The sequence below is a fragment of the Brevibacterium sp. AGC70 genome (assembly GCF_057334195.1).
Genome location: NZ_JBHFIH010000013.1, coordinates 36,374 through 58,635, shown reverse-complemented (window position 1 = coordinate 58,635; position 22,262 = coordinate 36,374). Strand labels below are relative to the sequence as shown.

Sequence of the window (22,262 nt, the reverse complement as noted above, 5' to 3'; positions counted from 1 at the left end):
GGGGCCGTTGGGGCCCCCGGCGCCGTCTGCGAGGTCCTGGACGACAGTGCAGCGGCGAGCTCGTCCGAATCCAGGTCGATGACAGGTCGGTCTGTGAGAATCGTGGTCTCTCCGTCAGGGCCGGGCACGCTTGAGGAGTTGAGTACGAGGGCCGGGGCCGCGTCGGCGACCATTGCTTCGATTCGGGCCGCCGGATGATCGGGATCGAGGGGAACGAATGCAGCTCCCGCCTTGAGGACCCCGAGCACAGCGACCGGCATCGCCGTGGTCCGTCCGATGCGTGCGGCGACGCGTGTGCCTGGGCCGGCGCCCTGCTGGCGAAGATGGCCGGCCAATTGTGTCGAACGGCGATCGAGTTCGCAGAAGCTGAGATGCCCGTCATCGGCGACGACAGCGGAGGCGAAGGGGGTCTGATGCGCGTGGCTGACGAATTCGTCGACCACGGTGTGGTGGGGGATGTCCTGGATTCGGCCCTGTCCGCCGGCGATGACCTCGTCTGCTTCGCTGTCGTCGAGCAGAGACAATCCGCCCAGAGGCTGAGCGTGACCGGGTTCCAACTGAGCGTGACCGGGATCCAGCTGGGCGAGGACGGAGAGGAAGCGTCCGAGGTGATCGGCGAGGCTCTCCTGGGAGTAGAGCTCGGCATTGGCCTCCAGCCGAACGATCGCAGTTCGTGAGTCCCTGCCGGAGGAGTTCTGGTCCGCGCCCAGGCCGTGGACGATGATCGACAGATCATCGACGGGCCCCGTGGACAGAAGATGAAGGGAGGCCTGAGCCTGACCGAAGCTGATGTCATCGACGGCAGGGAAGATGTTGACCGAGGGCCCGATGTAGCTCGTGTCGGTATCGAGTTCCTGATATTGGAATCGTTGGTGGATGAGTGTCGAGCGCAGGGCGGAACCCGTGCTCTCAAGGAGTTCGGGGAAGGTGGTCTCGGGTGCAGTGGTCAGCTGCAGCGGCAGGATCTTCGACATCATCGACGGCACTGATTTGGCCAGTGCGCTGCGCCGGGCCGTCACCGGCAGGCCCACGGAGACGGTCTTCCGACCTGTCATCCTGTGCAGATAGGTCGCAGCCGCTGCGAGGATGAGCGTCGGTGCCGACTGGGCACTCGCCAATTGCCTGGCCAGCTCCGGGGGTATGTCGGCGTTGGCTGTGACCAGCTGTTTCGCCGAGGCAGGCGGACGTCCCGCCAAGCCCGTGGCGGTCTCCGACTCGGCGATGGTCTGTGACCAGAAGTCGGCATCCGTGCGGAAACGCTGTGACGCCCGGTAGTCCGCCTCCTCGGCCACCAGGGCCTCCAGGCTGCCGAAAGGCGAATCCGATGGCTGTGCGGCAGGATCAGCCAGCTCACCGTACAGCTGCGACTCGCGTCGCAGGATGAGCACGGCAGAGTAGCCGTCGACGAGGAGGTGGTGGGCTCGCTGGTAGAAGATCCAATGGTCGTCGCCGAGGTGGAACAGCTCAGACCTGAGCAGCTCACCGGTCTCGATATCGTGAACGGTGGCGAGGTCGGCTTCCATGAGGGCCTGGGCCTTTGCCATGGATTCGTCGACCGACCCGCCTCGCAGATCATGGAAGTGTAGGTGACTGCGAGGCGAGCCGTGCTTTTGGAAGACTCCCTGGTCGTCTTCGCCGAAGACGACGTTGAGCGAATCGGCCTCGGCTACGGTGGTGCCGACGGCACGTCGCATGACATCGATGTCCAGAGGCCCGAGAATTTCGACGTACAGCCCGATCTGGAATGTCGGGTTGTCGGGTTCGATCTTCTGGGCATACCAGATGCCTCTTTGTGCGGACGTGAGTTCGATGCGGGGGGAGTCTTCAGTCATTGTGTCTTTCGAACGCGAGAGTGTGATGCGGTCTTGCTGAAACGGCAGAAGGACGGTTACTGGAACTGTCCGATGTTGATCGAGCCGATGAGGTTCATCAGATCTCCGAGATCGATGAGCGGTCCTTCGATCAGTGAGCTGGAGGTATCTGCAGAATCTGTCTGTGGTGCTTCAGCTGCCGAAGCTGCGCCGGGGGCGGCGAAGACTCCGACCATCACGGCGAGAGCTGCGATTGCGGCACCGCCGATGGCCCGAAGACCTGTGCGTTTGAGGCTCAACATTGTCCCTGTCCTTTCCTGACACGCGGTGCAGATCATCTGCACCGGGCAAGCAGTAATGGTTCGGAGGGTTCGTGCGTTTGGATTGACGATTCGCGAAATTTCCCGGAATCCTCAGACTGACGGCTGCTGAGAGTCGCGTTGACGCGCATGCTTCACGACTGACCGAAAGCAGAGCATAATAGAACGTATGAACGAATATCAGCGACCGGAATGGCTCGGTCGGTACCAGGACTTCAAGTCGCTGTGCTCAGACGTTTCGGGGGAGTACATCCGCTTCTACCTCACCACGGGCTGCGAGCAGATCAGCTATACGCATTCCCAGAACACCGAGGGGCTGCCGAACTACTCGTGCCGCCTCACGGCAGAGGACGGTACGGTGCTGCTGTTGCCGCTCGACGCCTGGCGCCATCGCATGGACGAGGTGCCTGGCCTGGTGCGCACCTGGTTGCGAGAGCATGCGGATCTCAAGGGCTGCAAGCCTTCCAGGTCCCACTATCAGGGCGACAGGTACTGGTTCGAGCAGTGGCAGCTGGCGAATCCCTGGTGAGCCGGTGACGCGAGCTGATTTCTGGGTGCACGCACACTGAAGCGTCGCATGGTCGTGAAGGCAGCTCCGTGCATTACCAGCCAAGGCAGTTCCGCCGTTTACTAGCCAGGCTAGTGAATATTGCCTATGGTGACAGAATGGCGCAATCTCGATTCGAAACCATTGACCCCTCGCCCCTCCCGCGAACCGTTCTTGTGCTCGGGGCCACCGGTTATATCGGGGGGAGGCTCGTCCCGCGCCTTCTGCAGGCCGGCCACCACGTTCGTGTCGCCGTGAGATCGCCGCACAAGCTCGAACAGGTGCCCTGGGCCGACGAGGTCGACATCCATCGCGTCGATCTCGACGATGGAGACGGCCTCATCGAGGCCGCAACCGGAGCTGAGGTCATCCACCATCTGGTCCACTCGATGGGATCGGGGCGTGACTTCGAAGACAAGGAGGCCGCAACGGCCAGGCGGGTAGCCGAAGCGGCAGAAGCCGCCGGTGTTCGACGTATCGTCTACCTCGGCGGACTCCACCCCGACAAGACGGACCTGTCCATGCACATGCGCTCGCGAGCAGAGGTCGGCCGGATTCTCATCGATTCGCCTGTGCCTGCCGTCGCGTTCCAGGCGGGCATCATCATCGGATCAGGCTCGGCTTCATTCGAGATGGTTCGTCATCTCGCCCTGACATTGAGACTGATGCCGGCGCCGAGGTGGGTCAGCAATCACGTCGAACCGCTGGCGGTCCGTGATGTGCTCTACTACCTCCTCAAGGCCGTCGACATCGACGGCGACGTCAACCGTGCCTTCGACATCGGATCCCATGATGTTCTCAAGTACGCCGAGATCATGAGAAGATTCGCTGCGATCGCCGGACTCAAACCCCGACACGTCCTCACACTGCCTCTGCCTGCACCCACACTGTCCGGCATCTGGGTCGGACTCGTCACCCCGCTGCCGTTCGCACTGACGCTGCCGCTCGTCCAGTCGCTGCAGGAGGACGCGGTGACCAAGGACCGCGACGTCGATGAGGTCATCCCTCCACCGCCCGAGGGACTGCTCGACTTCGAGCAGTCCGTGCGCCTGGCTCTGCTGCGCGAAGCCGAAGGGGCCGTCGACACCAATTGGGATGCCGACGCCGGAGGGCTTGCCCAGGCGGCGAAGCCGCTGCCCAATGACCCCGAATGGGCAGGAGAGCGCGTCTTCACCGATGATCGCACACTGCACTTCCCAGATCTGACTCCCGCGCAGCTCTGGCCGGTCATCGAAGGCATCGGTGGGAAGAACGGCTGGTACTCGTGGCCGTTGGCGTGGCAGGTGCGGGGAGTGTGGGACAAGATCGTCGGCGGCGCAGGCCTCAACCGCGGGCGGAGACTTCCCGATCGGCTTCGGGTCGGTGACCCGGTCGACTGGTGGCGAGTCGAAGAGCTCGAGCCCGAGCGTCGGCTGCTCCTGCGGGCAGAGATGCGGGTATCGGGCGGCGCCTGGCTTGAATTCACCACGACAGAAGCCGGTCAAGGCTGCGACTTCAGGCAGCGGGCGATCTTCATCCCCAAGGGAGTTCCCGGTCGGATCTACTGGGCCTTCGTTTCGCCCTTTCACCGACTCATCTTTCCTGCCATGGCCAAGAACATTGCCGCAGCTGCGAAGAAATCGCACCCCGGGGACGCCAGAATGAGAATCGTTAGCTAAGCTAGCGAATATGTTCCCGCAGACGCACGAAGTGTTCAGCCACACGGCCCAACAGGCGGCCGCGGCCGTCATCTCGAACTATTCGACGTCCTTCGGTCTGGCCACCAGGCTCCTCGGCCCTCACTATCGGCACCACATCCGCAATATCTACGCCCTTGTCCGGATCGCCGACGAGATCGTTGATGGTCTTGCCGCTGATGCTGGACTCGATGCAGACCAGCAGCGGCAGCTGCTGGACAACTTCTCTGCCGCAACCCGCAGCGCACTCCACTTCGGCATCAGTGACAACCTCATCATCCACGCGTTCGCGCAGACGGCCAGGACTACCGGAATCACGTTTGACCTCATCGAGCCGTTCTTCGCCTCAATGCGGGCAGATCTGAGCGCCCCGAGTGCACCCATCCGCAGTCTCCCTGCGGACGAGCATCGGGATTACGTCTACGGTTCCGCTGAGGTGGTCGGCCTGATGTGCCTCAAGGTCTTCCTCAGCGATCAGATCCGCACCCCCGCCGAGGTCGAGACGCTGGAATTCGGTGCGCGGCAGCTCGGGGCGGCGTTTCAGAACATCAACTTCCTCCGCGATCTGGCCGACGACAGTGCGCGCCTTCATCGCAGCTACCTCACCACTGAGACTCGACTCTCAGATTCTGACAAGACCGCGTGGGTGATCATCATCCGACAGCAGCTCGCGCATGCTCAGGCCACGTTCTCCCTGCTGCCGAAGGACGCCAGAGCAGCCGTGAGAAGTGCTGCTGCACTCTTCGCCGCTCTCAACGACAGGATCGCTCTCACTTCCGTAGATCGCCTCTATCAGGAGCGTGTGCGCATCCCCAACGTGGTGAAGGCACGTCTGGCATCGCGAGCCATCCTGTCGACAGCGAGGGAAGGACGGCCATGACGCAACGCATCGGTGTCATCGGTGGAGGTGCGGCGGGCCTCGCCACCGCAGCCCTGTTGGCACGCGAAGGACATACCGTCGATCTCTTCGAACAGAATTCCACGCTCGGCGGTCGTATCGGTTCGATCGAGCGGGACGGCTATCGATTCGACACCGGGCCTTCCTGGTATCTCATGCCAGACGTCTACGAACACTTCTTCAACCTCGTCGGGACCTCTGCGAGTGCCGAATTGGATCTGCGCAGTCTTGACCCGGCCTACAGCGTATTCAGCCCGGGCTCGACACCCGCACCAGGGCAGACGATCACGATTCCGCAGGGCAGAGCTCGAGTGCTCGAGGTGTTCGAACGCGTCGAGAGGGGCAGCGGCCGTTCTCTGAGCCGATACCTGGCATCGGCCGAGCGCGCCAAGAACATGGCGATCGACTACTTCCTCTACAATCCCTTCACTTCACCGATATCGATGCTTCGGACAGAGATCATGACCGCGCTCCCCACCTTGATTCGTCTGCTCGGCACATCTCTTGAACGCTTCTCCTCCGCCGCGGTGAGACATCCCGTGCTGAGACAGATCCTCCAATATCCGGCAATCTTCCTCGGCACGGACCCGCGAACGGCACCTGCGATCTACCACCTGATGAGTGCCTTGGATCTCGACGACGGGGTCCGATACCCGATGGGAGGATTCAGAACCATCGTCGACGCATTGACCCGCATCGTCGAAGAATCCGGAGTCCGCGTGCACACCAACGCTGCGGTGGAGCACATATCTGCCGTCCCGCACAGCGTTCGACGCCGGAAAGCCACCGGTCTCGTCTGGACGGATCACGAGGGCCGAAAGCACGAACACCGCTGTGACATCGTGGTCTCCGCCGCTGATCTCCACCACACGGAGACTCGACTCCTCGATCCTGTCGATCGGAGCTTCCCTGAAAGCTGGTGGGAGAGGGTGACGAGCGGGCCGGGTGCCATTCTGGTCTTCCTCGGAATTGAGGGAGAAGTCCCGCAGCTTCCCCATCACTCACTGTTCTTCACCGACGACTGGTCGACCAACTTCGACGACATCTTCGGCCCTCGACCGAAGATCTCCTCCCCAGCATCGGCCTATGTGTGCAAACCCAGCCACACCGATCCCAGCGTGGCACCACCCGATCACGAGAATCTCTTCATCCTCATACCCGTGCCCGCTGATGCAGGCCTGGGTGCAGGCGGCAGCGATGGGCAGGGAGATCCGCGCATAGAGCGTGCGGCGGATCGAGCCATCGATCAGATTGCGCAATGGGCGGGCGTTCCTGACCTGAGAGCTCGGATCAGATTTCGGCAGACACAGGGTCCGACGGATTTCTCCAGCAACTTCAATTCGTGGCTGGGCGGGATGCTCGGGCCTGCCCATACGCTGCGGCAGAGCGCTATGTTCCGCCAGCAGAATGCCTCCAAGAAGGTAGAGGGACTCTTCTACGCCGGTGCAACGACGGCACCCGGTGTCGGTGTGCCGATGTGCCTGATCAGCGCTGAACTGGTTCTCAAACACATCCGTGGGGACTCAAGCCCGGGTCCGCTGCCGGCGCAAGATCGCGCAACTGGTGCCGGTATCCGTCTCTAAACGTTGGAAACTCCAATGCTCCGATGAAGTCATGGAGCCGAGTGTTCTCGATTCGTCTTCCCGCCTCGGGCTCTTTCCTCAGGTCTGGCGGAGGCGAGACGTTCAGCGCGGAAGCCAGGAACTCGACGACCTCGCCCAACTGAACTGGACACGAGTCCGCGGCATGCAACAGCTGCGGCGGGTCAGAATTGAACAGGAGAGCTTCCACGGTACGAATGAGATCTCTGTAGTGAATGCGATTCGTCCACCGTCGGTAGTTCACTGCTCGGCCGGAGAGAACTCCGTCGACGAGACGAGAATCCTCGCGACCATAGATCCCGGCGGCCCGAACGATCGAGGCGGAAGGGAACGCACTGCGAATCAGATTCTCGGTCTCCCAGAGAGTGCGTGCAGGAGCCGACTCAGGCAGGGGCTCAGTGTCCTCATCTGCAGTCTCGCCAGGCGACGCACTGCCGAGGACCCGAGTCGAGGACACGAGGATCACCCGTTTGGGTCGGGATCTCAGGATGCTGATCAGGCCCTCGACTCCACGGCGATACGTCTGCTCATAACTCGCATCGGAATAGTCATCGGGAGTCAGCGTGATGACCACTGCATCGATGCCGTCGATGGTGGTGTCACCGGGGTTGCCGAGGTCCACAGCAAGCGTCTCGAACGAGTCGGGAAGCTGCTCGGGACGCCGGCGTGCACCGACGACTTCATGGCCGCTTCGCACCAGCCGCAGGCCCAGACGGGTTCCGAGATCACCACATCCTGCTAGAAGCACCTTCATGATCGGACCGCTTTCGTATCGTCATCGCCCGCGGACACATCGCCCGCGGACACATCTCCTGCGGAGAAATTCTTCATCCGATCGTAGGCACTCAATGCGGCCTGTCGCGAATCCGCGAGGTCGACGATGGGAGCAGGCGCCGCAGCTGGGGGATATGGAAGCCAGCCGTCGACGTAGGCGCCGTCGGGATCGAAGCGTTCGCGTTGGCGTTCGGGATTGAAGACTCGGAAATAGGGAGCGGCATCGGCTCCGCTTCCCGCTACCCACTGCCAGGAGACCGGGTTGTTGGCTTCATCTGCGTCGACGAGGGTGTCCCAGAACCACTGCTCACCGCACCACCAATGTTGGAGGAGGTTCTTGGTGAGAAAGCTCGCCGTGACCATCCGAACTCTGTTGTGCATCCACCCGGTCTCCCACAGCTGTGCCATGCCAGCGTCGACGAGTGGATAGCCTGTGGCCCCCGACCTCCAGTGCGCCAGAGCCTCATCGTCGTCTTCGTAGGGGAAGTTCCTGAACTCGCTCCTGATCGGTGTGTAGTCGATGTCGGGGTAGTGATAAGTCAGATGCCAGGAGAATTCGCGCCAGTAGAGCTGACGAACCCATGCTGCGCGGTCGTCTGAGGTGACGGACCTCGTCGTCTGGGCGGCGTGGAGGAGCTGCCGCGGTGACAGTTCTCCGAACCGCAGCCTCGGCGAGAGTCGAGAGGTGCTGTTGGCATCCGAGGGAACATCCCTGGTGGAGCTGTAGCCGTCGATGCCCACCGCCAGATCGTCGAGCTGGTCGGCAGCGGCCCGGGTTCCCGGCAGCCAGTGGCAGGCGATGGTGTCCTGCCACCATCGGGGACCGCGGACTGCTGCGAAATGTCCTGAACCGGTCCCTGTGCCGTCGAGGAGCCCCAGTCCGTCGAGGTCGGTCACGGCTGCGCAGTCTCGCGTGGATTCCACCAGAGACGGGTCGATTGGTGACTGTGGTTCGGGAGTGGGCAGCACGTCACCGACCTCGCGTCCTGACACGGCCTTCCAGAACGGGGTGAAGACCTTGTAGTGGTCACCACCCTGAGGTGCGACCGTCCACGGTTCGACGAGGAGAGACCCGATGTGGGAATGGACAGTGAAGCCCTGCTCGCGGAGTACGGACTTGATCTGGCTGTCGAGCGCCCGGGAGGCAGGGGCGTAGCGGCGTGACCACCGGACCGCACCGACGCCGAGGCTGTTGGCCAGCCGCGGAATGATCGCAGCCGCCTCTCCTGCGGCGAAGAGCAGAGGAATTCCCAGATCAGAGAGTTCCTGGTGGAGAACTGCCAACGATTCGTGCGCCCACCATCGGCTGGCCCCGCCCAATGGTCTTGGCCCCAGCCCCTGACCGTCGCGAGTCTCACGAATCCACACGGCGATGACGCGGCCATCGGCACGCGCCGCCGTGAGTGCTGCGTGGTCACTCACGCGCAGGTCATCACGAAACCACACCAGAGTGAGGTCCTCCTCGGTCGTGCCCATCAGCGACCGCTCGGATTGAGACGCAGGATCTCCGCGTTGAGAACGGTCGCGAATCCCACCCACGCCGCGTACGGTGCGAGTGCTGCAGCCGACACCCGATCGACCTGTGCGGCCTTCGTCAGCAGTCTCAGCGTCGATGCTTCCAACACGGCCGAGGTAAGGAGAGAAGCATCCGGACGCCGAGCGGAGAAGAACAGCCAACTCCATGCCACATTGACTGCCATGTTCGCGCCCAACTCTCCCAGGTACGCTCGTCGGTCCCGAATGTTCGGCAAGCGATTCAGAACGCGGCCCGATGCGAATGCTGTCAACGAATACAAGGTTGTCCACGCGGGACCGAAGACCTGGCCCGGTGGTTGCCATGCAGGCTTCTTCAGATTCGAGTACCAAGCAGTATCGACCTTCGTGCCGAGTGTACCGAGTGTGGCTGCTCCGGCACACACAGCCGACGGAAGGATGAAGCGTTTCCAGTCAGTGCTCATGAGTTCCTCTCTGTGATTTGCAGTGATACTCGTTCGGAAGCGGGCGGTCGGCGGTGTCGTCGGGTGAACTCTGGCAGGCGGCGTCTCATCTACCTAGCCTGCCCCGGAACCCCACGCCCCAGGCGCCCGAGCACCCCGCGTCTCAGCAGTCCGCGAGTCGGTGGTGACCACAGCGGGGTCCCCTCGACCCTCCACGAGGAAAGCAGATGGTTGGCCGCCATATAACCGGTCGTCGCAGCACGTTCCATCAGCGCCACCGGGAGATTGCATCGCACATAGTCACCGGCGACGACCAGTCCCGGAACCGGGGTGAGGGATTCGGGGCGCTCATCCCAGGGGCGCGTGTCCGTCAACGGGCAGTCTGCAGTGATGAGCAGCTCCTGGTCGACGATGGGCAGATGGGCGGTTTCGGGGTAGACCTGATGCAGGTCGGAGAGCAGGCGGGCCACGATGCTCGCCCTGTCCTGCTCGGATGGATCGGCGTCGATGTCAAGCGCGTAGGCGTGGAGTTCCAGGACCGAGCCGTGGTGAGATTGCGCCCACCGGCTGGCACCGTCCTCGAAGCGTTCGAGCACCGAGACATTGTCGAGGACGTCGTATCCGCTGGTGCCGAGGAACGCCGATCGGTGGTCAGCCACGGGTGCACCGAGCCAGAGACGAAGCACCGCGAAGGCGGGTGCGTTGGTCAGTGAATCGATGTTTTCAAGCCACTCCTGTGCGGTGACAGCGGTGGGCACGATCGAGTCGTGGCTGGCTCTCAGCAGCTCGCGGGCCCGCGCGGGGTCGGCGGCGAGAACCACAGCGTCCCCGTGGACCTCGTGGTCACCGGTCGACACCATCCAGCCGGAGGACGTGGCTTCAAGGGAGGTCACCATCTCACCGGTGCGGATCTGCACCCCCAGCTCGGTGAGATAGTCGGCCAGCGGAGCCCAGAGCGCGGTGTCGTAGTCATCGACGGGGACGTCGAAGAGCAGCCCCTCGGCCGATCCCGCGAAGTAGGTGTGGAACATGGCGATGAGCTCTCCGGCGGAGAAATCGGCCGGATCGGCGAAGAATGAGCGTGCGAACACCTCAAGAGCCAGATGGCGGGCCTCCTCGGGGAAGCGCAGCCGGTCGAGGAAGTCTGCCGCGGACTCACCGTCGTATTGTCGGTAGGTGGCGGGAAACTCGACGTCGATGAGTTCCACCGCAGCCGGGATGTCGACGTCGAGGAGCCGATGCAGAGGGAACGTCGGACTCCGCCAGACGAAGCCGAGGAGATTGAACGGTGGAGTTCGGGGGATCGAGGCGAAGGTGTCCGTGAGGCCTCGGCGATGGGTGAGAGGGTAGTCGTCGACGGGCTCCAGCCGGTGGAGCTCGGGATCTGCCCGACTGAGCAGATCGCGAAGGTTGTAGTACTGCCGAAAGAAGGCGTGGAATCCTCGGCTCATGGTCCGATCGGCCTCGACCGGCCACGCCCCCACACGTCCGCCGAGGTGGTCCTCGGCCTCGATCACAGTGACCTTGACGCCGTGTTCGGCGAGGATCGTGGCCGCGGACAATCCCGCGATGCCCCCGCCGATGACCGTGACCCGTTTGGGTCTGAGAGGGCGAGGACGTCCCTGCGGTGCTGGGATGTTCTCAGCACGTCGATCTCTGGGTCGTGGTCCAGGTGTCATTCGGTGCCCTTTTGCAGACGGTTGAGCTGCCACTGCCACATCATGAGCACAGAGGTGATCATGGCGAATCCGAATCCGAAGTCTTCGATCGGGATGTCCCAGGGGAAGCGCAGATTCAGGAACTGAGACGGGTTGTAGATGACGATGGGGTCGGTCAGTTTGGTCAGCCATCCGTCGACCAGGCATTGGAATCCCAGACAGATGGCGAGCGCGACCCAGTACTTCGCGCGTCGGAAGATCCCGCTGCGGAAGACGAAGACCTCGAGCCCGATGACGACCACCATTCCGAGGATCGTCATCAGCGTGTATTCAGGCACCACCATTGCCTCCCCTTCTGCTCTTGGCCTTCTTGGCGAAGAATTCGAGCACGGTGCCCACAGCTTCGTAACTGAGCAGAGCGCAGATCGGGATGACGATGAAGAAGACGATCTCTTCCAACGGAAGGTCGCCGAGGTGGATGCCGGTGACGTACTTCGGGTTGTAGGTCCAGTGATCGCGGGAAATGGCGACGATGTCCCAGAGTGAGAAGATGAGGACGATCGGAACAAGAGATCCGACCAGGATCTTCCAGCGTCGATACACCCTGGCGGAGAACACCAGTTCCAGAGGAAGTGTGATCAGCAGGCAGGCACCCATCAGCGCCAGATATTGGAATGAGCTCATATCGGCTCTCTCGTGGCTGCTGGGCGCGACCTGTCCATCAGGCTCAGATCCAAGCCGCGCAGGCGATACCCCTCGATGAGGTTGTCCCAGCTGATCGAGGGTTCACGGAGAATGCGGGGTCGACGGGCCAGCAGCGGGTGCAGGAGGGCATCGGTTTCGAACAGCGCCAATGCTTGACCGGGGCAGCTGTGTGCTCCGTCGCTGAAGCTCAATCCCGCTGCAGGCGTTCCCTGCTTCCGCTCCCGTCTCGGGCAGAGAGCATCCGGGCTCGCCCCCATCACCTGCGGATCGGCGTTCGTCTGCTGGACGCACACGTCGATCAGATCGCCTTGGGAGATGGTGTGGACGCGACCGTCGTCGGTGATGTCGATATCGGTCTGTGCCCGCCGGTAGAGGTGGCCGACCACCGGGTCGAGGCGGATGATCTCTTCCAGCATCGCCAACCTGGCCGGTTGTGGCGCCTGACGATATGTGCGGCCCAACTCGTCGTCAGACAGCAGGTGCCAACACGCCATAGAGATGAATTCACGAGTAGTGACCATGCCCGCAGTGCCATAGGTCATGCATTCGACGAGGATGTCGGCAGTGCCGTATCCGGCGTCAAGCAGATGGGAGAGGACATCGTCACGTCGCCGTGCGCGACGGGCGCGGATCGCCGGTCGCACATCGGCGGAGTAGAACCGCGCGATCGGGACGAGTCCGTTGATGGCCGCCTGCATCCACTGCCGAGGTGTGCGTCCCATCGATGGAGCGGAGAGGTCGACCGGGGGCTGTTTGAAGAATCCGACGAGGCGCTTGGACATTCCGGCAACCGACGATTCGGTCAGCCCCACTACCGTGGCGGTGACCTCGACCGAGTAGTCCAGAGCGAGGTCGTCAAGGCGGCATGTGCCCTTCGCGACGGCATCGTCGATGATGGCCTGAGCGCGGTCGTTGATGAAATCTCCGTACTTGGCCGAGACCACGGAAGGGGCGAAGAACCGCGCGACTTCTCTGCGTTGCGCATCGTGATCATCACCATCGGAGATCAGGATCGGATGATGGCGAAAGTAGCCCCGCGGAATCTTCTCCGCGGTGAATCCGGCCTGCGTGGTCTGTCGGCGGGCACGCAGCACCTGCCGAGCCGCCTCGAACGACCGGATCCTCCACATGTCTTGCTCATGGTCGATTCGGGGCTCTGTCCTCTCATCGTCCCTGAGAGCCTTGCGCATGGGCAGCGAGTTCATGCGGTGCGGCGATTGCACTCGGAGGTCAGTTCGATGAGCTGATGACGCAACGCGGGTGGCAGAGTCGATTCTCGAATGAATCGGTACAGGCCCTCACAGCGTTCGGAGATGATGGACTCGACGAAGACGAGCGTACCGGATTCCTCGACGACTGTGCGCAGCCGATGGCCATCGGCGGTGCTCAGCATCCTGTCCCCGAAGAGGTGCTGGACGTCTGCCCACGAGGGATCAGACCGGGCGAAGGCGATGAGCAATGTCTCTTTGCCCTCGCGGAGGTCGCTGAAGCTGGACTTTCCCGTCACCTGCTCGTCCCCGAACAGGCCGAGGACGTCATCGCGCAGCTGGTAGACCAAACCGATCTGCACAGCGATGGCGGCCAGTTCCTCAGCGAGGCTGCTGTTGGCCCCAGCCAGAACGGCCGCGATGAGCAGAGGCGCCTGAAACGAGTACACGGCGGTCTTCTGTCCGGCCATCTCAAGGACTTCCTGTGAACGCGCCTCTTCCAGATGCAGGCTCAGCCATACATCGGAGTGTTCTCCCGCCGCGCTCTGGAACACAGTGTCATCGAAGATGTCGAGGATGGCCCGGCGCTTGGCGTCGTCGACATCGAGCCGAGCCAGCAGAGAATGGGCGAGGGTGAGCATCAGGTCACCGCCCAGCAGTGCTGTTGCGTTTCCCCACGCCTGAGCCTCACGTCGGCCGGCACTGCGGCGCATCGCGTCGGAGGCGAACTCTCCGGAGATGTTCGCCTCACCACGGCGGACGGTGTCGTTGTCGATGACATCGTCATGGATGACGAGGGCGATGTGCAGCAGCTGCATTGCACAGGCCGCATCGACGGCGGCTGCCTGGTCGCCTCCGCCCAGACTGCGATGGGCATCCATGAGCAGTCGCGGCCGGATCAACTTACCGCCCGTGGCCATACGCGTCAGCGACTCCCAGAGCTGCCCGTACTGTGGAGAGCCGGCGCGAGACCGTTGCCGTCCCTCCGCGAGCACCTGCGCGAGCCGGTCCTGGAACGAGAACGCGATGTCATCGAGCGGGGTGATGGAATCAGTCATCGAATCCTGCCTCGGCAATGTGCTCGGCGATATGTGGTGCAAGTTCGGGGAAGTGCTCGACCAACCACGGGCTGAACGCCCATGGAGCCGAGTCGATCGCCGTTGTCAGCTCCGCGACCGTCGTCCACTGAGTCTGGGCCACCTCGGCGGGATTGGGTGCCATCGACGATGTGGCCCGGGCGATGAAGACGGGGCAGAGTTCGTTCTCTTCGATTCCGGAGGCGTCACGGGCGACGTAGGCAAAGTCGGGGACGGCGCAGGTGATGCGATCAATGCTCAGCCCGAGCTCGAACCGGGAGCGGCGGCTGAGGGCCTCCTCAAACGATTCCCCGGGTGCGGGATGGCCGCAGAAGGAATTCGTCCATACTCCCGGCCACGTCCTCTTCGACAGTGCGCGCCGTGTGACGAGGAGACGGCCGCGTCGGTCGACGACATGGCATGAGAATGCCAAGTGCCGTGGAGTGGAGACTCCATGGACTGCGGCTTTGTCTTCCACGCCGATGGGGTCTCCGGTGCGGTCGACGAGAACAACCATTTCCACAGTTCGAACCCACTTTCGTTAGCCAGGCGAGAGGTTTAATCTAGCATAGCAACGGTATGCTGTCATCGTGTCGAGTGCAGAGCGGAGAATCCACCCGGATTCAGAATTGAAGTACTTTTCGAACGACCCCGAGTTCTCCGATCGTTCGCAGCTGACGCAGTCCGAAATCACGCAATGCATGTCCGTCATGGAGGCGCTGCGCCGCTGGCGGGAAGCAGACCGGGCATTGTCGGAGGCGTCCAGACGGTATATGCGCCTCAACGAGAGTGATATGCGCGCCATTCGAATGCTCATGCAAGCGCAGAGGCAGGGCCAGATCATCACCCCGAGGGACATTGCCCATGAAGTGGGGATCTCCAGCGCATCGACGACGAAGCTCATCGATCGCCTCGTCGCAGCAGGTCACCTGATACGTGCACCGCATCCCAAAGATCAGCGGACGATCTGCATCAATGTGACTCCTCAGACCGCCAAGGCGGCACGTGAGACGATCGGTCGCCAACACGCTCGCCGCTTTGATGTCGCAGCCTCCATGAGCAGTGACGATCGCGAGGTCGTCGTCCGGTTTCTCACAGCGCTGGCCAAGGCCGACGAGCCGCAGGGAGATCTGGCCGAGCAGTGACGTCGCCGGCACCGTGATGAGATACTGCGGGTAGTCACTGGTTCGAACGAGGAGCTGAACTGGAATGAAAGCAATGGTGAAGGCATTTCAGGACGATATCGGGCTGCTGAACGAGCTGAAGAAGCAAACATCGAAGGGTGTTCCGAAGGAATGTCTCCATGTGTTCGCCCACGATGACGAACGCATCGACTGCATCGTCGGCGATGCCATATTCCAGCCTGTCGATATCGCGGACCTGGCTGCCGATCGCTACAACGAAGAAGACTCTGAGCTCAGAACCGTTTTCAGCGGATTCGGCTTCGATTCAGAAGAGTGCGATGGCCTCGAGACGAAGCTCGCCAATGGAAAGCTCCTGTTGGTGATCGGTCAGCCGAACTGATCACAGTCGTGCTGCCAAAGCGGTGACGATTCGTCAGTACGCACGGAGTACCGTGCGAACTCTTCTGAGGGTTCTTGCTTCGCGTCATCCGGTCTTCTTCTTGGCGCCTGATTTCGAAGACGAGGACTTTCCAGACGACGTTTTTCCGGACGTCTTCTTCGCGCCGGATCTGTTCGAGCCCTTCTTCGAGGAGCGTGAGGTGTCGACGGATTTGCGCAGCGCCTCCATCAGATCGATGACATCGCCGCTGGGCTCCTCATCCTCGTCCTCGTCAGGGAAGGCCTTCTCCAGGTCGAGGGTCTCTCCCTTGTCGATCTTCGCGTCGATGAGCTTGCGCAGTTCATCCTGGTAGTCGTCGTTGAACTCCTCCGGTGTGAAGTCCTCCGAGTACGATTCGACGAGTTTGGCTGACATCTCCAGTTCCTTTTTGGAGATCTTCGCCTGGGAGTTCACTCCCTTGAAATCGACGTCGCGGATCTCATCGGCCCAGCGCAATGTCTGGATCATGAGCACCTTTCCGCACACTCGCAGGATCGCCAGTCGGGTGCGGGTGCGCAGAGTGATCTTCACGATGGCCGTGCGGTCGGTGTCTTCGAGCGTCTGCCGCAGAAGCAGATAGGCCTTCGGTGTCTTCGACGTCGGCTCCAGGAAGTACGATTTCTCCAGCATGATCGGGTCGATCTGATCGTTGGGTACGAACTGGAGGACCTCAAGATCGTCGTTCTCATCGGCGGGCAGGGCCTCGAAATCGTCTTTTGTGAGAATCACGCGGTTGTCGCCGTCGTCGTAGGCCTTGACTATGTCGTCGAACTCAACGACTTTCCCACACTCCTGACAACGGTGTTGATTGCGGATGCGTCCGCCGTCCTTCTCATGCACCTGGTGCATGCTGACATCGTGGTTCTCGGTGGCCGAGTAGAGCTTCACCGGCACGTTGACGAGACCAAACGCAATCGATCCGGTCCAAATGGCTCTCATGCATCCATTGAAACTCAGTCCCAGCGCCTTGGCTACCCCCATGGTCCGCCCCATGGGATCGCTCGTTCCTGCAATGCGGGCCGTCTTCGCGGGTCGCCATCGCCGAGGTCGTTCTGCCCTTTTCCTCGTCTCCGTCGTTGCAAGCGAGTAGCGTAAAGACCACAGGAGGTGTCCATGTCACGCAAGGAGCAGAAGGTCACCGTCGACGGGCATCGGTTGACGGTGACCAATCTTGATAAGGTCTTCTATCCGGAGACGGGCACGACCAAAGGTGAGGTGCTCGACTACTACGCTCGCATCTCTGAACACCTGATCCGGCACGCCCATGATCGCATCGCCACCCGCAAACGCTGGGTCGACGGTGTCGGCACCCAGAAGAAACCGGGCGACGTGTTCTTTGAGAAGAACCTCCCCGAATCCGCACCATCGTGGATCACCTCCCGTTCCATCCGTCATTCCACCGGATCCAAAAGGTACCCGCTGGTCCAGGACCGTGCGACATTGACCTACCTTGCCCAGATGGCCTCGCTCGAGATCCACATCCCCCAATGGCAGGTCGCGAAGGGATCGTCCGACCCTGGCACCATCGACTCGACGACAAGGCATCCTGATCGAATGGTGTTCGATCTCGACCCCGGTCCGGGACGTGAACTGGCCGACTGCATCGAGGTTGCACAGTTGGTGAGGGAGCTGCTGACTGGGATGGATCTCGACGTCTATCCGGTGACCAGCGGTTCGAAGGGGATCCATCTCTATGCACCGCTCGATGGATCAGCCTCCAGCCAGCAGATCTCCGACGTCGCCCATGAGTTGGCGCGCAGTCTCGAAGCCGATCATCAGGATCTCGTCGTCTCAGCCATGAAGAAGACGCTGCGAGAGAACAAGGTGCTCATCGACTGGTCCCAGAACTCAGCGGCGAAGACGACAGTGGCTCCCTACTCGCTGCGCGGCCGGTTCACTCCCACCGTCGCGGCACCGCGAACCTGGGACGAACTCGACGACCCGGCTGCTGTCGACCAGCTGCACTTTGAGGAGGTCCTTGAGCGGATCGACGACCTCGGCGATCTGCTCGAACCGTTGGCGAAGACTGCAGGCGATTCCGCAGATCCAGCACCCACCTCGGCGCGGCCCTCACCTGCTTCGACGAAGGAATCGTCGAACTCATCGAAGGCGCCCCGCGACCGCCTGGACACCTACCGATCCAAGCGTGATCCGAAGCACACCAGCGAACCGGTGCCCGAAAGCCACGGCACCAGCGGGGACGAGCTGTCCTTCGTGATCCAGGAACATCACGCCAGCACCCTGCACTGGGACTTCCGACTCGAACACGAGGGTGTGTTGGTCTCGTGGGCACTGCCGAAAGGACCGCCCACCGACCCGAAGCACGATCATCTGGCCATCCAGACTGAGGATCACCCTCTTGAATACGGCCGCTTCGAAGGCACGATCGAGAAAGGGCAATACGGCGCAGGGGAGGTCACGATCTGGGACTCCGGGACCTACGAACTCGAGAAATGGAAAGACGGCCGCGAGATCATCGCTGTTCTCCATGGGGCCGAAGACGGCGGGCTCGGGGGAGAGCGACGATTCGCCCTCTTCAATACCGGCGAGCACGGGCCGAACCAGGAACCTGAGAAGAATTGGATGATCCACCTGACCAAAGACTCACCTGCGAACTCATCCACGAACTCATCAAAGAAGCCGCCACGGCGGGGCGGTCCTTCGACTGCGCACACCGATTCCCAGCGAAACGGGCCCACAGGCCCCGAACGCAGCGGTTCCACAGATGTTCAGCCCACTGACATGACACCGATGCTGGCCAGTATCGGAAGCCTTCGCTCCGTTCGCCGACAGTCCGACGACTGGGCATTCGAAATGAAGTGGGACGGCATCCGTGCGCTCGCCTCCGTGCGTGCCGGAACCGATGATTCGTCCGGGTCGATCGCGCTGACCAGCCGCAATGGTCACGATATGACGAAGGCCTACCCCGAACTCATCGAGCTCGCCGACTGTGTGGACGGTGATTGCGTCCTTGACGCAGAGATCGTCGCGCTGGGCCCGGGCAGTCGCCCCGACTTCGGGCGGCTGCAGCGCAGAATGGGACTGGCGCGTGAGAGCGACATCGAGCGTGAACGAGAGCGCACACCGGTGTACCTGATGGTCTTCGACGTGTTGAACGTTGACGGCACTTCCTTGCTGAAGACCCCGTATCTCGAACGACGCGAACGTCTCCATGATGTGGTCACCGAGGGTGAGTACGTCCATGTGCCGGCAGCCTTCGAAGGAACCGTGGACGAGGCGATGGAGGCCAGTCGTGAACTCCACCTCGAAGGAGTCATGGCGAAGCAGATCGGCAGCACCTATCTTCCGGGCCGTCGAACTCGGACCTGGGTGAAGCTCAAACATTCCTCGACCCGAGACGTGATCATCGTCGGGTGGCGCACCGGCAAGGGGGAGCGTTCCGAGACCTTCTCTTCGCTGCTGCTGGCGGCCCACGATCAGGACGGTCTGGTCTATCTGGGTCGTGTGGGCACCGGCTTCGATGACTACCAGTTGAAGGCTCTGCGGGCACAGCTCGATCGTCTGAGCCGGAAGACACCTTCACTGGAGGTTCCTGCCGCCGAGTCACGTGATGCGAACTGGGTGCGGCCCAGCCTCGTCGGGGAGGTCCAATACGGAGGAATCACCGAGGCCGGTCGGCTGCGTCATCCCGTATGGCGCGGGCTCCGAGACGACATCGACTCCGATGAGGTGACCGCCTGAGTCAGGAGGAGCTCGAGCATGATCCCCCGCAGACCACGTCGGTCACAACGGGGGTTACACAACGGGGGTTACGAGACTCCCGGGAGACTGTTACCGTGGCGACACTGGGCGGTGCTGAAGCTTCCTGGAGCACCGTGCTGATCGAGACCGAAACGAGTCTGATCCTTGCGTAAGCGGGATCAGCCGAAAGGGGATCAAGCGCATGAGCGACCAACTGACTTTCCAAGATCCGGTGACACGATTTCCAGACATCTCCCCACCCAAACAAGATCAGCCTGAGCCGGGCCTCGACGTCGAACTGATTCCAGGGACAGACCGTGGTGAGCAGAGCTATCGCGGCACCGGTCGGCTCAAGGGGCGCAAGGCGCTGATCACCGGGGCTGATTCCGGCATCGGCTCGGCAGTCGCTATCGCCTTCGCCCGAGAAGGAGCAGATGTCGCCCTGTCGTACCTGCCTGCCGAGGAGGAGGACGCACGCCATGTCTGCGACGTCATCCGCGAGGCCGGCGGCACAGCGGTCCCGCTTCCCGGTGACTTGTCTGATCCTGATTACTGCCAGCAGGTGGTCCATGACGCGGCAGACGGGTTGGGTGGACTCGACGCCCTGGTGAACAACGCCGGACGACAGATTGCAGTCGAAGAGATCGAAGATCTGTCCGACGAGCAGTGGGGCTCCACCTTCGAGACCAACATTCGCGCCATGTTCCGAGTGACGAAGACAGCAGTGGGTTATCTGCCCGCCGGCGCAACGATTGTGAACTCGACGTCCGTGCAAGCATATTCTCCGTCGACCCACCTGCTGGACTATGCGTCGACTAAAGCTGCGATCAACAACTTCACCAAAGGACTGGCCACTCAACTGGCTCCACGCGGCATCCGAGTCAATGCGGTCGCACCCGGCCCGATCTGGACACCCCTTCAGGTCTCTGACGGTCAGCCGAAAGAGGCACTGCCCCATTTCGGGAAGAACACTCCCTTGGGGCGAGCCGGTCAGCCGACGGAACTCGCGCCGGCTTATGTGTTCCTCACCTCGGCGGAATCGAGTTACGTCCTGGGTGAGACCCTCAACGTCAATGGGGGCCAGCCCACGCCCTGACAGTGTCTGAAGCGGGAATCGGCCCTGTCGTGATGCAGGCTGCCTCTGCAACCGGACCGTTGAGGGCATCAGGGCTGAATTGCCCGTTCGGCATTGTCACGGCCCGCAGGCAGGTCGCCGATGTGGGACAGGCGCAGAGGCGCAAAGGGCCCGCTGGTCTCGCTTGAGATCACACGAGCGGTGATGGCGACGTGGTCTCCTCCATCGTCGAGCATGGTGATGCGCTCAACGATCACCCGGTTCGGCAGAGTACTGAGCAACGGCACTCCCTGCTCGGCGAGGTGAACATCGAGTCCGCGGAACTTGTCGGTGTCCTCACCAGATCGGGCACCGAAGCGCTGCGCCATGGCGAGATCCTCGGCAGTGAGGAAGTGAACCGCGAAATGAGTGGATCGTAGGCTCACCTGGTAGGTGTGATTGGCCTTCGACAGCCAGAAACCGTACTGCTGAGGAGACATGCTCGCCTGCGAGTGGAAACCCACCAGGCAGCCAGCCCATTCGCCCTCGGCGGAGGTGGTCACCACGATCAGACCGGCATCGGCGGAGACCATCAGGCTGTCGAACGTCTCCTCATCCATGACGGGTCCTCTCTGCAACACGGCGGTGCAGCTTTGGGCCGAGTTCGGCTGCCGTTCCTGCGCCGGTGCGCAGGCACCCGTGCGCACCACTGTCCTCGTGCGTCAAACGTACGCCCCTGTCCGACAGCGGACAAGGGGCACTGGTTCAAGGCGTTTCCGCCGGACACAGACCACCAGCGATATGTCTGCGAAGCGATATCGACGCAGGCGATATGCGGCACGGTTCCTGACATGCGAGGGTGATCTGCGTTACCGTCGGGATAACCGTGACGTTCGCGTTCGTGAGGAGATGTGGTCACCATGCCGAAGATGAGCAGTTCAGGAGTCCCGAAGAAGTCAGAGCTTCCAGCAACTTTGCGACATTCGGATGCCAAAGCTCAGCGGACTTTCGCCAAGACCTACGATTCCGCAATGGAGGAGTACGGCGACGAAGAGCGCGCTCACCAGGTGGCCTACGATGCGCTCAAGCACACTCATGAAAAGGTCGGTGACCGATGGGAACCGAAATCCTCACCGGGGCCATCAGATGCCCAAGCCAAGGGCGGGAAGAATACCGATCGCTCGACCGCTGGTGGGGTGGACGCGAATGCGACGAAGGACCACCTGTACCAGCAGGCGAGCAAGCTGAAGATCCCAGGACGTTCGTCGATGACCAAGAAGGAACTCGTCGAGGCACTCGAACGTGAGAGCAGCCGGCGAACGAAGAAGAGCGACTGAAGTCTCGCCCACCCCTGGAATCGGACCTCAGAACACCGGGGGAGTCATCGTGGCGATGAGGACCGCCTCGGCGTCACCGAGGACACGGAACCAGTGCGGCTGATCGCCCCAATAGGTGATGCTGTCACCGGCTGCCAGCGTGTATCCGTCATCGCCGACCTGGAAATAGCAGGTTCCCTCGAGGACGAACAGGCACTCTTCGGCGCGGTGATGGTTGAAGGGCACCGACTCGTTGGAGTACCCCGATGGGACCCGCACTTTGAGGACCAGCAGCGCGCCGTTCATCGTCGGCGTCAGCAGCTCGTAGACGAGTCCGCGATCGGTGACCTGCAGCTGACGACGCTTGTCGGCGCGGACCACGCGATTGTCGGCCGGTTCCTCACCCTGGGTGAAGA

Annotated in this window: 23 protein-coding genes; 9 read left to right on the top strand and 14 right to left on the bottom strand. The window is 62.1% G+C overall.

From position 1 onward, the window contains the following. Together ACE03M_RS09090 and ACE03M_RS09085 are read right to left on the bottom strand one after the other, a co-directional pair. A partial coding sequence (locus ACE03M_RS09090) for a condensation domain-containing protein (protein ID WP_485933673.1) occupies positions 1-1,832 on the bottom strand: 1,832 nt, incomplete at its 3' end. A 56-nt stretch (positions 1,833-1,888) separates the two neighbouring features. After that, positions 1,889-2,113: a hypothetical protein gene (locus ACE03M_RS09085; RefSeq protein ID WP_096167742.1), complete on the bottom strand. Its 225-nt coding sequence runs from the start codon at positions 2,111-2,113 to the stop codon at positions 1,889-1,891. A 187-nt stretch (positions 2,114-2,300) separates the two neighbouring features. On the opposite strand from ACE03M_RS09085, the gene ACE03M_RS09080 reads away from it, so the two are divergent. The 4 genes from ACE03M_RS09080 (at position 2,301) to crtI (ending at position 6,835) form a co-directional block, all read left to right on the top strand. Beyond that, entirely contained in the window at positions 2,301-2,660 is a 360-nt protein-coding gene (locus ACE03M_RS09080; protein ID WP_485933672.1) for a hypothetical protein, read from the top strand. A gap of 137 nt (positions 2,661-2,797) precedes the next feature. Further along, on the top strand, positions 2,798-4,336 hold the full coding sequence (locus ACE03M_RS09075) for an SDR family oxidoreductase (RefSeq protein WP_485933671.1): 1,539 nt from the start codon (positions 2,798-2,800) through the stop codon (positions 4,334-4,336). Positions 4,337-4,346: 10 nt separating this feature from the next. After that, a complete protein-coding gene (locus ACE03M_RS09070) occupies positions 4,347-5,234 on the top strand; it encodes a phytoene/squalene synthase family protein (RefSeq protein WP_485933669.1) in 888 nt (295 codons plus the stop codon). Next, complete coding sequence (gene crtI / locus ACE03M_RS09065; protein ID WP_485933668.1) at positions 5,231-6,835, top strand: phytoene desaturase family protein; 1,605 nt, start codon at positions 5,231-5,233, stop codon at positions 6,833-6,835. The genes ACE03M_RS09070 and crtI overlap by 4 nt, the downstream gene beginning before the upstream one ends. Here the strand turns inward: crtI and ACE03M_RS09060 are convergent. The 9 genes from ACE03M_RS09060 to idi form a co-directional block, all read right to left on the bottom strand. Further along, a complete protein-coding gene (locus ACE03M_RS09060) occupies positions 6,756-7,607 on the bottom strand; it encodes an SDR family oxidoreductase (RefSeq protein ID WP_485933667.1) in 852 nt (283 codons plus the stop codon). The genes crtI and ACE03M_RS09060 overlap by 80 nt on opposite strands. After that, entirely contained in the window at positions 7,604-9,103 is a 1,500-nt protein-coding gene (locus tag ACE03M_RS09055) for a cryptochrome/photolyase family protein (protein ID WP_485933666.1), read from the bottom strand. The genes ACE03M_RS09060 and ACE03M_RS09055 overlap by 4 nt, the downstream gene beginning before the upstream one ends. Beyond that, positions 9,103-9,585: a TspO/MBR family protein gene (locus ACE03M_RS09050; protein WP_485933665.1), complete on the bottom strand. Its 483-nt coding sequence runs from the start codon at positions 9,583-9,585 to the stop codon at positions 9,103-9,105. Before ACE03M_RS09050 ends, ACE03M_RS09055 begins: the two co-directional genes overlap by 1 nt. Positions 9,586-9,674: 89 nt before the next feature. Then, a complete protein-coding gene (locus ACE03M_RS09045) occupies positions 9,675-11,243 on the bottom strand; it encodes an FAD-dependent oxidoreductase (protein ID WP_485933664.1) in 1,569 nt (522 codons plus the stop codon). Beyond that, the gene (locus tag ACE03M_RS09040; RefSeq protein WP_485933662.1) at positions 11,240-11,566 is read right to left on the bottom strand and encodes a lycopene cyclase domain-containing protein; all 327 of its coding nucleotides are present in this window, start codon (positions 11,564-11,566) and stop codon (positions 11,240-11,242) included. Before ACE03M_RS09040 ends, ACE03M_RS09045 begins: the two co-directional genes overlap by 4 nt. Then, a complete protein-coding gene (locus tag ACE03M_RS09035) occupies positions 11,553-11,906 on the bottom strand; it encodes a lycopene cyclase domain-containing protein (RefSeq protein WP_485933661.1) in 354 nt (117 codons plus the stop codon). Before ACE03M_RS09035 ends, ACE03M_RS09040 begins: the two co-directional genes overlap by 14 nt. Further along, on the bottom strand, positions 11,903-13,132 hold the full coding sequence (locus tag ACE03M_RS09030) for a cytochrome P450 (protein ID WP_485933660.1): 1,230 nt from the start codon (positions 13,130-13,132) through the stop codon (positions 11,903-11,905). Before ACE03M_RS09030 ends, ACE03M_RS09035 begins: the two co-directional genes overlap by 4 nt. Next, entirely contained in the window at positions 13,129-14,193 is a 1,065-nt protein-coding gene (locus ACE03M_RS09025) for a polyprenyl synthetase family protein (RefSeq protein ID WP_485933659.1), read from the bottom strand. The genes ACE03M_RS09030 and ACE03M_RS09025 overlap by 4 nt, the downstream gene beginning before the upstream one ends. Further along, positions 14,186-14,728, bottom strand: coding sequence for an isopentenyl-diphosphate Delta-isomerase (idi, locus tag ACE03M_RS09020; protein WP_485933657.1), 543 nt, complete (start codon positions 14,726-14,728; stop codon positions 14,186-14,188). Before idi ends, ACE03M_RS09025 begins: the two co-directional genes overlap by 8 nt. A gap of 73 nt (positions 14,729-14,801) precedes the next feature. Between idi and ACE03M_RS09015 the strand changes: the two genes are divergently transcribed. Continuing rightward, entirely contained in the window at positions 14,802-15,356 is a 555-nt protein-coding gene (locus ACE03M_RS09015) for a MarR family winged helix-turn-helix transcriptional regulator (protein WP_485933655.1), read from the top strand. A 73-nt stretch (positions 15,357-15,429) separates the two neighbouring features. Continuing rightward, positions 15,430-15,735, top strand: coding sequence for a hypothetical protein (locus ACE03M_RS09010; protein WP_485933654.1), 306 nt, complete (start codon positions 15,430-15,432; stop codon positions 15,733-15,735). Between the two features lie 84 nt (positions 15,736-15,819). Here the strand turns inward: ACE03M_RS09010 and ku are convergent, their stop codons facing one another. Then, positions 15,820-16,713 (bottom strand): non-homologous end joining protein Ku, encoded by an 894-nt coding sequence (ku, locus tag ACE03M_RS09005; RefSeq protein ID WP_485933653.1) that lies wholly within the window; start codon positions 16,711-16,713, stop codon positions 15,820-15,822. Between the two features lie 174 nt (positions 16,714-16,887). On the opposite strand from ku, the gene ACE03M_RS09000 reads away from it, so the two are divergent. Together ACE03M_RS09000 and ACE03M_RS08995 are read left to right on the top strand one after the other, a co-directional pair. Then, positions 16,888-19,476: an ATP-dependent DNA ligase gene (locus ACE03M_RS09000; RefSeq protein ID WP_485933652.1), complete on the top strand. Its 2,589-nt coding sequence runs from the start codon at positions 16,888-16,890 to the stop codon at positions 19,474-19,476. Between the two features lie 202 nt (positions 19,477-19,678). Further along, positions 19,679-20,572: an SDR family oxidoreductase gene (locus tag ACE03M_RS08995; protein WP_143924427.1), complete on the top strand. Its 894-nt coding sequence runs from the start codon at positions 19,679-19,681 to the stop codon at positions 20,570-20,572. A gap of 68 nt (positions 20,573-20,640) precedes the next feature. Here ACE03M_RS08995 and ACE03M_RS08990 read toward each other — a convergent pair whose 3' ends face one another. Beyond that, positions 20,641-21,150, bottom strand: a complete 510-nt coding sequence (locus ACE03M_RS08990; RefSeq protein ID WP_485933650.1) for a flavin reductase family protein — start codon at positions 21,148-21,150, stop codon at positions 20,641-20,643. Positions 21,151-21,450: 300 nt separating this feature from the next. Here ACE03M_RS08990 and ACE03M_RS08985 point away from each other — a divergent pair, with 300 nt between their 5' ends. Continuing rightward, complete coding sequence (locus ACE03M_RS08985) at positions 21,451-21,867, top strand: ChaB family protein (protein ID WP_143924425.1); 417 nt, start codon at positions 21,451-21,453, stop codon at positions 21,865-21,867. Positions 21,868-21,894: 27 nt separating this feature from the next. Here the strand turns inward: ACE03M_RS08985 and ACE03M_RS08980 are convergent. After that, positions 21,895-22,262, bottom strand: a 368-nt coding sequence (locus ACE03M_RS08980; protein WP_485933649.1) for a cupin domain-containing protein, incomplete at its 5' end; no start/stop codon positions are given.

Bases quoted from the DNA above. Each gene is read 5' to 3' on its own strand.
- ACE03M_RS09055 (WP_485933666.1), bottom strand. From the start codon at position 9,103: ATGGGCACGACCGAGGAGGACCTCACTCTGGTGTGGTTTCGTGATGAC.
- ACE03M_RS09010 (WP_485933654.1), top strand. From the start codon at position 15,430: ATGGTGAAGGCATTTCAGGACGATATCGGGCTGCTGAACGAGCTGAAG.
- ACE03M_RS09030 (WP_485933660.1), bottom strand. From the start codon at position 13,132: ATGAACTCGCTGCCCATGCGCAAGGCTCTCAGGGACGATGAGAGGACA.
- ACE03M_RS08985 (WP_143924425.1), top strand. From the start codon at position 21,451: ATGCCGAAGATGAGCAGTTCAGGAGTCCCGAAGAAGTCAGAGCTTCCA.
- ACE03M_RS09025 (WP_485933659.1), bottom strand. From the start codon at position 14,193: ATGACTGATTCCATCACCCCGCTCGATGACATCGCGTTCTCGTTCCAG.
- ACE03M_RS09040 (WP_485933662.1), bottom strand. From the start codon at position 11,566: ATGGTGGTGCCTGAATACACGCTGATGACGATCCTCGGAATGGTGGTC.
- ACE03M_RS08990 (WP_485933650.1), bottom strand. From the start codon at position 21,150: ATGGATGAGGAGACGTTCGACAGCCTGATGGTCTCCGCCGATGCCGGT.
- ACE03M_RS09035 (WP_485933661.1), bottom strand. From the start codon at position 11,906: ATGAGCTCATTCCAATATCTGGCGCTGATGGGTGCCTGCCTGCTGATC.
- idi (WP_485933657.1), bottom strand. From the start codon at position 14,728: ATGGTTGTTCTCGTCGACCGCACCGGAGACCCCATCGGCGTGGAAGAC.
- ACE03M_RS09045 (WP_485933664.1), bottom strand. From the start codon at position 11,243: ATGACACCTGGACCACGACCCAGAGATCGACGTGCTGAGAACATCCCA.
- ACE03M_RS08995 (WP_143924427.1), top strand. From the start codon at position 19,679: ATGAGCGACCAACTGACTTTCCAAGATCCGGTGACACGATTTCCAGAC.
- ku (WP_485933653.1), bottom strand. From the start codon at position 16,713: ATGAGAGCCATTTGGACCGGATCGATTGCGTTTGGTCTCGTCAACGTG.
- ACE03M_RS09050 (WP_485933665.1), bottom strand. From the start codon at position 9,585: ATGAGCACTGACTGGAAACGCTTCATCCTTCCGTCGGCTGTGTGTGCC.
- ACE03M_RS09075 (WP_485933671.1), top strand. From the start codon at position 2,798: ATGGCGCAATCTCGATTCGAAACCATTGACCCCTCGCCCCTCCCGCGA.
- ACE03M_RS09085 (WP_096167742.1), bottom strand. From the start codon at position 2,113: ATGTTGAGCCTCAAACGCACAGGTCTTCGGGCCATCGGCGGTGCCGCA.
- ACE03M_RS09000 (WP_485933652.1), top strand. From the start codon at position 16,888: ATGTCACGCAAGGAGCAGAAGGTCACCGTCGACGGGCATCGGTTGACG.
- ACE03M_RS09080 (WP_485933672.1), top strand. From the start codon at position 2,301: ATGAACGAATATCAGCGACCGGAATGGCTCGGTCGGTACCAGGACTTC.
- crtI (WP_485933668.1), top strand. From the start codon at position 5,231: ATGACGCAACGCATCGGTGTCATCGGTGGAGGTGCGGCGGGCCTCGCC.
- ACE03M_RS09060 (WP_485933667.1), bottom strand. From the start codon at position 7,607: ATGAAGGTGCTTCTAGCAGGATGTGGTGATCTCGGAACCCGTCTGGGC.
- ACE03M_RS09070 (WP_485933669.1), top strand. From the start codon at position 4,347: ATGTTCCCGCAGACGCACGAAGTGTTCAGCCACACGGCCCAACAGGCG.